The following is a 6,979-nucleotide window of genomic DNA, read 5'->3' on the forward strand; positions in this document are numbered from 1 at the left end:
GCGGTATGGAGGCGAGGCGATGGGGACGCGGGGAGGGGATGCCTATCCTTGTCCCCGGCAACGTCAGGACCCGCCCGCACCCGGGCACGACGACAGAGGCCACCACACCGGCCCCCGTAGCTCAGTGGATAGAGCAGGCGCCTTCTAAGCGCTTGGCCGCAGGTTCGAGTCCTGCCGGGGGCGCAAGTCTCCGCCCTCCCTCCAGGGAGGGCTTTTTGCTGTGCGCGGCCGGCGCGGGCCGCCGCGCCGGTACCGGTGACCGCGGGTCGCCCGTCTCCCCGGCATCGGCCTCCACAGCACCGCGCCGACCGCCGGCCCTCGCTCCGCGCGCGTCCGCGACCGCCCGCGCCTCTCCCTCGCCTCCTCCTCGCCCCCCGGGGACGGGCAGCTTCCTCACCTCGGCCGGACGCACGGCCCTCGGCGCCTCCGGCCTGGCCCGGCCCGGCCCGGGCAAAGCGGGCGGGGCGGGTGGCGGGGACGTTTCTCTTCGAAACCCGGATTCACCCGTCCGGTGGTCGGGTTCCGCCTGTTCGGCGGCGTGGAACGTCCATCCAGGACGGTCGCCTGTTCAAAACGGGTGATTGCCTCGAACCATGCCGTTACCCGGACGACAGAGACGCGTTGAAGGGGGAGTGCGGCGGCGTTGACCTGCTGCCGCCCTCACCGAGTAAGAAGGAGTACGTGATGTCTCGCATCGCGAAGGCTGCCGTTGTCGCTCTCGGCACGGGTGCTGTGGTTCTGGGCGGCGCCGGCATGGCGCTGGCGGACGCGGAGGCCGAGGGCCAGGCCGTTGGTTCGCCGGGTGTCATCTCCGGCAACGTGATCCAGGTTCCGATCAACGTGCCGATCAACCTCTGCGGCAACACCATCAACGTCATCGGGCTGCTGAACCCGGCCGCGGGCAACTTCTGCGCGATCGACAGCGAGTTCGAGAAGGGCCACGACAAGGGCCACGACAAGGGCCACAACAAGGGCCACGGCTACGGTCACTGACCTCGCCGTTCCGCTCTTGCGGTAATGCGATGAGGGCCTCGGCGGTTTCCCCGTCGGGGCCCTCCCGCGCGTCCGGCGCAGGTCGGGCGTGACTCGGCCCCGTCGGGCGACGGGGCCGAGGGCCACGGCAGGGCGACGACGGCCTGCCGGTCCATCAGGGCCGTCAGGGCACAGCCCCCGGACCTTCAGGGCCGTCAGAACCTTCAGACCACAGCCGTTCAGGGCCGCCGCCGTCAGGCCGTGGCCGTCGGACCGCCGCCGTCAGGCGTAGACGTAGACCTCCGCGACGTTCTCCACGTCGGCCGGGGTGTAGTCCCACGGCGGCAGTGGTTCCCCGCGGGCGACGACGCGGCCGTACTGGCTGTCGCGCGGCCCCGGTGGGCGGGCCGGCAGGTAGCGGGCGGTGCGGTGCCGCTGCTGCCAGCGGGTCCACAGGAGGTCGACGAAGGCGTGGTGGAGCCAGAACGCCGGGTCGTTGACGGACGCGGCACCCAGCATGGTCCCGCCGATCCAGCGGTGGACCCGGTTGTGGTTGCGCCAGGAGGCGGAGCCCGCGCCCCGGCCCCAGCCCTCGATCTTGTTCCGGAAGCCTCCCGGCGCGGTGGAGTCCCAGGGCGCCGTGTCGTACACCGGGTCCTCCAGCGCCGAGGCGACGTCCCGCGCGGTGGGCAAGGCGATCGGGTCGTGGGACCGGCCGAGGTCGCGGGTGAGGTAGTCGGTGTCCGTGACGTTGACCTCGAGGATCCAGCCCTCGCGGCGGGAGAACGGCCCGGTGGTCACCTGGCGGTCGGAGCGCCTGCCGTTGCCGCCGAGCAGGTCCTCGGTCCACGGCGTCCCGGTGGCGCCGCGGTTCCTGGTCCAGTCCCAGTAGGGCAGCGTCACCGCGGGGTCGATCCGCTGGAGCGCCTCCTCGAACTCCAGGAGGAAGAGGCGGTGCCAGGGCAGGAACGAGGGCGTCATGTGTGCGGCGCGCAGGCCGCTCTCCCCGTCGGGGGCGAAGTGGTCGATGTGGGTCAGCACGAACTCGTCGTACTCCCCGCGGCGCTTGAGCTCCCGGACGGCACCGACGAAACGGCGCCGCTCCCCGGTGGTGAGTCTGCCGACGTTCTTACGCGTGTACGCCATGACCGCCTCCCTCCTCCGCTCCGCCGCCGCCCGCGGGCGCCGGGGCGACGCCCCCGGAACCGTGCGAGAGGCCGCTGAGCCGCTCCCCCGGCAGCAGTTGGTCCACGGCGGCCCGGGCCGCCTCGCGGGGCGTGGGGTACGACCCGTAGTGGTCGACCATGGTCAGGTAGGAGCCGTCGGCGCGGCGCATCAGATGGAGCGGCTGGTCGTCCACGGTGACGTGCCACCGCATGCCGTCGCCGAACGCGGCGACGCGGGTGCGGCTGCGGAACCCGTGGATCCGGCGGCCGCGGTAGATCTCGTCGAAGACCGCTTCGGTGCTGCCGCCCGCACCGCCGCCCCCTGCACCGCTGCCCGCGCCGCCGCCCGCACCGCTGCCCGCGCCCGCGCCGGGCGGCGCGTACGGTCCCGCCGCGCCCGGCGCCCCCGGCGTGGGGGAAGGGCGGTCGCGGCGCGCGTGCCCACCGCCCTCCGCGGGTTCCGGGGCGGTCCGCGGGTGGGAGGCGGCCGCGGTGACGACCGGGGCGGTCACGGCGGCGAACGCCGTCGCGAGCAGAACGCGTAGCGCGCCCCGCCGGTTCCTCAGGACGGACATCGTGGTTCTCCAGGTCCGGGGGTGTTGACGTGCGAAAGGCCCCGGCCGGGGCGGGGCAGCGTGGGGGGCGGCGGGTGGGGTGGAGGGGAAGACGGGCGCGGGCCGGTCCCGCCCTGGGGCGGAAACCGGCCCGGCCGGTGGCTCCCTGTGTGCGTCAGGCGCCGGCGGGAACCCCGCCGAGCAGTCCGCCGCCGTTCTTGTTCAACTGCTCCGTCATGCCGTTGACGGCGTTGAGCGGGGAGCCCTCGGACTCGGTGTCGAGCAGGGTCTCGCCGGTCTGGTGCTGGACCGGCATCAGCGGACCCGCGAGTTCGGTGACCGCGCCCAGCGCGGAGCCGGGCCCCTCGGCGGCGGAGGCGGTCCCGGAGACACCGGCCGCGGCGGCCAGCGAACCGACGAGGACGGCGGCTGCCTTCAGAGACTTCATCGTGTTCCTTTCATGCCGCGGCGGCACGACGACGCGTGCCCCCACGACGGACTTTCGACTCTCCGTGCCCAACGAGTCACCTCCCTCGGGGAAACCCGTCGTGCCGCACCCGGCCGGAAAACGCCCCACCGAACGCGCCGGCCGCCCTTCCGCGGGAAGTGACGGAAGGGCGGCCGGCCGGCACGCCGTGTGCGGGTCAGCAGGAGCCGACGCGCCCTCGGCGGTAGAGCAGGGCGCCACCGCCGATGAGCGCGGCGGCCGCGGCAGCCGCGGCAGCTGTCCCGGCGGCACCGGTCTCGGCCAGCTGCGGTCCTGCGTCACCCTGCGGCACCGGGGCCGGCGGCACCGAGCGGTCGCCCGCCGGCGGCTTCTCGTCGTCGTCGGCCGGCGGCTTCCCGTCGTCCGTCGGCGGCTTGTGCTCGTCCGTCGGCGGCTTGTGGTTGTCCGTCGGAGGCTTCTCCTGGTCGGGCGCCGGGGGCTTGTCGTGGCCGTAGCCCGGAGGGTCCTCATGGCCGTACCCGGGCGGGTTGTGCGGGTGGTGGCCGCCACCCGGGTTCCCGCGGTCGTCCTCGTCGTCGGTCTCCACGTCGGTCACACAGGTGTTGCCGATCGCGGGGTTGAGGAGGGCGATGATGTCGATCGTGTTGCCGCAGACGTTCACCGGGATGTTGACCGGCACCTGGATCACGTTGCCGGACACGACACCGGGGGAATTCGCGGCCTGCGCCTCCGCCTCGGAGTCGGCGAAGGCCGGGGCGCCGTAGGCGGCGAGGAGGCCGGTTGCGGCTGCGGCCATGACCGCGCCCCTGCTCAGAGACTGTCGCACTACTGATGGTCTTCCTGCTCGGAGAATCGGAGAGGGCCGACCCAGGCACACCCCGAGGGCACGCCGGAGCCGGCCCGGGTACAGCCGAATGGCCTGTACGTCAGTTGATGACGCAGACGTTGCCGATGGCGGGGTTCAGCAGACCGACCACGTTGATCGTGTTGCCACACAGGTTCAGCGCGATCTCGACCGGCACCTGGATGACGTTGCCGGAGACCACGCCCGGGGAGCCGACGGCCTGCCCCTCGGCCTCGGCGTCGGCGAAGGCCGGGGCGGCGAAAGAAGCCGCCATCAGGGCGCCCGCGACGACAGCAACGCTCTTCTTCATGAAGTTTCCCTTCTCAACGGTCATGCCCCTGTGTCGGCCGGAACCGAGTGTGTCGGCCGGATCCGAGCGAGCTCACTGGTACGGCTCGCACCATGACCTGCCGAGAAGTAGAACGAGGCGACCGCCGGGAGGAAACTCCGCAGAACGCACCATCCCGGAATTCACCCGAATGCCAGGTTTTATGTGACAAGTCCGTATGGTCTCGCCACCTCAGACCTCAGGGGGTCCTGCGGTAGATCTCCTCGATCTGCTCCTTGTGGACCTCGGCGACCGCGCGCCGCTTGACCTTGAGCGAGGGGGTCAGCAGGCCGTTCTCCTCGTTCCACTCCCCCTCGACGAGGACGAAGGCGCGGACCGACTCGGCGCGCGAGACTGCCTGGTTGGCGTGGTCGACGGCCCGCTGCACCTGGGCTCGGATCTCCTCGTCCCGGATCACCTCGGACATCGGCGTGCCGGCCGGCCTGCCCCGCACGGAGAGCCAGTGGGCGACCGCCTCCGGATCGAGGGTGACCAGCGCGCCGACGAAGGGGCGGTTGTCGCCGACCACCATGCACTGCCCGACCGGCGACCGGCTGCGCATCCGGTCCTCCAGCACCGCCGGGGCCACGTTCTTGCCCCCGGCGGTGACGATCAGGTCCTTCTTGCGGCCGGTGATGGTGAGGTAGCCACCCTCGTCCAGGGCGCCGAGGTCACCGGTGGCGAACCACTCGTCCCGCAGCACCGCGTCGGTGGCCTCCGGGTTGTTCCAGTAGGAGCCGAAGACGATGCCGCCCTTGACCAGCACCTCTCCGTCCTCGGCGATCCGGATTGCCGTGCCGGGCACCGGGCGGCCGACCGTGCCCGGGCGCGGTTCCAGCGGCGGGACGACGGTGGCGGCGGCGGTGGTCTCGGTGAGTCCGTACCCCTCGTAGATCAGGACGCCGGCGGCGTAGAAGAAGAGGTTGAGCTCGCGGTCGAGGGGTGAGCCGCCGCTGATGGCGTAGCGCAGGCGGCCGCCGAGCTCCTTGCGGACGCGGCGGTAGACCAGCAGGTCATACAGGGCCCATCCGGCCCACAGGGCGGGGCCGGGCCCCTCGCCCCGGCCCAGGAAGCGGCGCAGGTGGGCCTCGGCGAAGCGGACCCCGAGGCGCTCGGCGCGGTCGAAGGAGGCACCGCGGCCGATCTTCTCGGCGGTGGCCCGGCCGGTGTCGCGGATCTTCTCGAAGAGGTAGGGCACGCCGACCAGGAAGGTGGGCCTGAACTCGCGGAACAGCGGCCGGAGCTCGTCTGGCCTGATGCTGGGGCTGTGCCCCAGTTCGATGCGGGCCGCCAGGCAGGCGATCTGGATGGTCCGGCCGAGGATGTGCGCCAGCGGCAGGAAGAGGAGGGTGGACGCCGCCTGGCCGGTGGCCGCCTTGAAGACCGGGTGCAGCAGTTCGACGGTGTTGGCCGCCTCGGCGTGCAGGTTGCCGTGGGTGAGCACGCAGCCCTTGGGGCGGCCCGTGGTCCCCGACGTGTAGCAGAGGGTCGCGATGCTGTCGGGGCCGAGCGCGGCGCGGCGTCCGGTCACCACGGAGTCGGGCGTCTCCCGGCCAAGCGCGGTGAGTTCGGCGATGCCGCCGCCGTCGATCTCCCACAGCCGCAGGGGCTCGGGGTAGCCGCCCTGCAGGACGGTGGCGGCGAGTTCTCCGTTCTCCACGACGACGAACCGGGCGCCGGAGTCGTTGACGATCCACTCCACCTGCTCGGCCGCGGAGGTCGGGTAGACGGGCACGGTGCGCCCGCCGGCCGCCCAGACCGCGAAGTCGAGGAGGGTCCACTCGTAGCGGGTCCGCGACATCACGGCGACGCCGCCCCCGGGTTCCAGGCCGGCCGCGATCAGGCCCTTGGCGACGGCGGTCACCTGGCGGGCGAACTCCTCGGCGGTCACCGGCGTCCAGGTGCCGTCGTCGCCCCGGCGGCGGAGCACCACGGCGTCCGGCGCCTCGGCGGCGTTGGTGAACGGCAGGTCCGCGATGCTGCCGTGCCCGGGCGGCGCGGCCAGCGCGGGGGTGCGCGCCTCGCGAACGACACCGTGCTCGTCCCGGACGGTCTCGACGGTGGCGGCCCGGCCGCCCACGCTCCGCCGTGCCCGCTTCATCTCCTTGCGTACGCCCATGTGCGCTCCCGGTCCGGGGTTACGGGTGTCGGAGCGTCAACTTACTCGTGCGTAAAGAAGAGTCAACGGGTCCGGCGCGAAGGCGGCGGGAAACCGACTCGGTGATTGTCGGAGGGGCCGACTAGAGTCGGTCCCGTACGGAGTCGCGGTCCGGGTGGTCCGTCGTCGGTGAGGTGGGGGCGCATGAAGCTGCGGTACACCCTTGCGTGGGTGGGGTGCACGGCTGCCGCGCTGATGGTCACGTACGCCGCGGGGGTCGTGCCGACGGGGGATGCCCCCGCCGAGGCCGAGGTGCCCGGTGTCTCCGCCGAGCCGGCGCCGGAGGGTGCGGGCGCCGAGGCGGCGCTGCCCCTTCCGTCCACCGCCGCCGCTTCGGGCTGACCGCGGCGCGGGCGGGTGCCCGTGTGAGGCGTCCGCCGTCGTCCTGAGAGTCGGTCAAGCGTGCCGTCCCGCGTATGTGCTTCCCTCCCGGGGCTCGGCCTCCGCGGGGCCGACCGTCCTGTGCGCGGTCCGGCGGCGCGGGAGGGCCGATCGCCCCGGCACGCCCC

At 73.0% G+C, this 6,979-nt stretch carries 8 protein-coding genes and 1 tRNA gene; 3 read left to right on the plus strand and 6 right to left on the minus strand.

The genetic code is table 11. From position 1 onward, the window contains the following. Positions 1–110: 110 nt before the first annotated feature. Together GBN72_RS20400 and GBN72_RS20405 are read left to right on the plus strand one after the other, a co-directional pair. Positions 111–183: transfer RNA gene (locus GBN72_RS20400), tRNA-Arg, on the plus strand. Positions 184–684: 501 nt separating this feature from the next. Continuing rightward, entirely contained in the window at positions 685–993 is a 309-nt protein-coding gene (locus tag GBN72_RS20405; RefSeq protein ID WP_151773272.1) for a chaplin, read from the plus strand. A gap of 261 nt (positions 994–1,254) precedes the next feature. Here the strand turns inward: GBN72_RS20405 and GBN72_RS20410 are convergent, their stop codons facing one another. The 6 genes from GBN72_RS20410 to GBN72_RS20435 all read right to left on the minus strand — a co-directional run bounded on the left by GBN72_RS20410 (position 1,255) and on the right by GBN72_RS20435 (position 6,431). Then, a complete protein-coding gene (locus GBN72_RS20410) occupies positions 1,255–2,118 on the minus strand; it encodes a tyrosinase family protein (RefSeq protein ID WP_151773273.1) in 864 nt (287 codons plus the stop codon). Continuing rightward, complete coding sequence (locus tag GBN72_RS20415; RefSeq protein ID WP_151773274.1) at positions 2,102–2,713, minus strand: tyrosinase family oxidase copper chaperone; 612 nt, start codon at positions 2,711–2,713, stop codon at positions 2,102–2,104. Before GBN72_RS20415 ends, GBN72_RS20410 begins: the two co-directional genes overlap by 17 nt. Positions 2,714–2,867: 154 nt before the next feature. Beyond that, positions 2,868–3,140 carry a hypothetical protein gene (locus tag GBN72_RS20420; protein ID WP_151773275.1) on the minus strand — a complete coding sequence of 91 codons (273 nt, stop codon included), beginning with the start codon at positions 3,138–3,140 and terminating at the stop codon, positions 2,868–2,870. Between the two features lie 196 nt (positions 3,141–3,336). After that, entirely contained in the window at positions 3,337–3,936 is a 600-nt protein-coding gene (locus GBN72_RS20425) for a chaplin (RefSeq protein WP_151773276.1), read from the minus strand. Positions 3,937–4,066: 130 nt separating this feature from the next. Then, positions 4,067–4,294: a chaplin gene (locus GBN72_RS20430; RefSeq protein WP_151773277.1), complete on the minus strand. Its 228-nt coding sequence runs from the start codon at positions 4,292–4,294 to the stop codon at positions 4,067–4,069. A gap of 217 nt (positions 4,295–4,511) precedes the next feature. After that, positions 4,512–6,431: an AMP-dependent synthetase/ligase gene (locus tag GBN72_RS20435; RefSeq protein ID WP_151773278.1), complete on the minus strand. Its 1,920-nt coding sequence runs from the start codon at positions 6,429–6,431 to the stop codon at positions 4,512–4,514. A 183-nt stretch (positions 6,432–6,614) separates the two neighbouring features. On the opposite strand from GBN72_RS20435, the gene GBN72_RS20440 reads away from it, so the two are divergent. Then, positions 6,615–6,812: a hypothetical protein gene (locus GBN72_RS20440; RefSeq protein WP_151773279.1), complete on the plus strand. Its 198-nt coding sequence runs from the start codon at positions 6,615–6,617 to the stop codon at positions 6,810–6,812. Positions 6,813–6,979 lie beyond the last annotated feature (167 nt).

Origin of the sequence: Streptomyces abyssomicinicus (assembly GCF_008974245.1) — a bacterium.
In the GTDB taxonomy this organism is placed as follows: Bacteria; Actinomycetota; Actinomycetes; order Streptomycetales; family Streptomycetaceae; genus Streptomyces; species Streptomyces abyssomicinicus.

What these genes read in the sequence shown, in the direction of transcription:
- GBN72_RS20425 (WP_151773276.1), bottom strand. Translation starts at nt 3,936, where the DNA reads ATGGCCGCAGCCGCAACCGGCCTCCTCGCCGCCTACGGCGCCCCGGCC.
- GBN72_RS20430 (WP_151773277.1), bottom strand. Translation starts at nt 4,294, where the DNA reads ATGAAGAAGAGCGTTGCTGTCGTCGCGGGCGCCCTGATGGCGGCTTCT.
- GBN72_RS20415 (WP_151773274.1), bottom strand. Translation starts at nt 2,713, where the DNA reads ATGTCCGTCCTGAGGAACCGGCGGGGCGCGCTACGCGTTCTGCTCGCG.
- GBN72_RS20435 (WP_151773278.1), bottom strand. Translation starts at nt 6,431, where the DNA reads ATGGGCGTACGCAAGGAGATGAAGCGGGCACGGCGGAGCGTGGGCGGC.
- GBN72_RS20405 (WP_151773272.1), top strand. Translation starts at nt 685, where the DNA reads ATGTCTCGCATCGCGAAGGCTGCCGTTGTCGCTCTCGGCACGGGTGCT.
- GBN72_RS20410 (WP_151773273.1), bottom strand. Translation starts at nt 2,118, where the DNA reads ATGGCGTACACGCGTAAGAACGTCGGCAGACTCACCACCGGGGAGCGG.
- GBN72_RS20440 (WP_151773279.1), top strand. Translation starts at nt 6,615, where the DNA reads ATGAAGCTGCGGTACACCCTTGCGTGGGTGGGGTGCACGGCTGCCGCG.
- GBN72_RS20420 (WP_151773275.1), bottom strand. Translation starts at nt 3,140, where the DNA reads ATGAAGTCTCTGAAGGCAGCCGCCGTCCTCGTCGGTTCGCTGGCCGCC.